Source organism: Micromonospora sp. MP36 (assembly GCF_008119785.1).
Classification (GTDB): domain Bacteria; phylum Actinomycetota; class Actinomycetes; order Mycobacteriales; family Micromonosporaceae; genus Micromonospora.
Map to the genome: position 1 here is coordinate 1 of NZ_VSFA01000253.1, position 1,457 is coordinate 1,457.

The following is a 1,457-nucleotide window of genomic DNA, read 5'->3' on the forward strand; positions in this document are numbered from 1 at the left end:
AGATTTTTGTGTAAGTGATCTTCGGATCTCGGTTAGTTGATGTAGGGGCCGATGCGGTCGGGGTAGTGCAGGGCGAGAGCGCCGAGGGCTTGTTTCCAGCCCTGGACGGCGGCGCCTTCGACGAGCCGGCCCTGGGCCCGTCGCTGTCCGGCGGGCAGGCCCTTCTCCTTGGCGCGGGCCCGGGCGCGTTTGTCCTCGATGTCGCGGATGGCGAGCCAGAGCAGCTTGATCGCGGCGTCGTCGGACGGGAAGTGGCCGCGGTTCTTGATGACTTTGCGGAGCTGGTAGTTCAGCGACTCGATCGCGTTGGTCGTGTAGATGATCTTCCTCAGTTCGGGCGGGAAGGCCAGGAACGGGATGAACCGTTCCCACGCGTTCTCCCAGGTCGCCACCGCGGCCGGATACCGTTTGCCGAGGTCGGACTCGGCGAAGGCGAGCAACTCGCTCTCGGCGGCCTCGACGGTCGGCGCGGTGTAGATCGGTTTGAGCGCGGCGGCGACCTTCTTGCGGTCCTGGTAGGAGACGAACCGCATCGCGGCCCGGATCAGGTGGACCGTGCAGGTCTGGACCGTCGACTGCGGCCAGGTGGCCTCGATCGCCTCGGGGAAGCCGGTCAGCCCGTCGCAGCACACGATCAGCGTGTCGCGGATCCCGCGGTTGCGCAGTTCTGCGCAGACCCCGGCCCAGAACTTCGCGCCCTCGGTGGCCTGGACCCAGATCCCGAGCACGTGCTTGACCCCGTCCAAGTCGACGCCGACGGCGATGTGCGCGGCCCGGTTGCGCACCGTGTGCCCGTCGCGGACCTTCACGACCAGCGCATCGAGGTAGATGATCGGGTAGATCTCCTCCAGTGGGCGGGTCTGCCAGGCCTTCACCTCGTCGAGCACAGCGTCGGTGATCTTCGAGATGGTGTCGTGCGACAGTTCGGTGCCGAGAGTGCGCTGCAGGTGATGGCCGATGTCACGGATCGTCATCCCACCCGCATACAACGAGATGATCATGTCGTCGAGCCCGCCCGCCCGACGTGATCCCTTCGGGACCAGCCGAGGCTCGAACGTCCCGGCCCGGTCCCGCGGCACGGCCAGGGACACGTCCCCGACCTCGGTCGCGATCGTCTTGGCGCTGTGGCCGTTACGCGAGTTCGGGCTGCCCCGACCCGCAGGATCGTTCTTCTCGTAGCCCAAATGGCCGGTCAGCTCCGCCGCCAGTCCCCGTTCCAGGACCGCCTTGACCAGCTCCGGCAGCAGGCCGCCCTCACCGGTCAGCGCCAGCCCGCCCGCGTCGACTCGATCCATCAGGTCATCGAGCAGGCCGGCCTCGATCATGCCGTTCACCGTGTCCCGGGCTGCTCCGCCCGGCCCGGCCACCGCCGAGCCCAACGGCCCGGCCAACTGATCCTCAGTCATGGTCACTTGTGTACTCCTCGACATGGAAGCCGATCAATTACACAAACCATC

At 67.0% G+C, this 1,457-nt stretch carries 1 protein-coding gene; it reads right to left on the reverse strand.

Features of this window, described 5'->3' with window-relative positions; translation table 11 throughout:
- Positions 1-32: 32 nt before the first annotated feature.
- The gene (locus FXF52_RS41010) at positions 33-1,325 is read right to left on the reverse strand and encodes an IS256 family transposase (RefSeq protein WP_255472950.1); all 1,293 of its coding nucleotides are present in this window, start codon (positions 1,323-1,325) and stop codon (positions 33-35) included.
- Positions 1,326-1,457 lie beyond the last annotated feature (132 nt).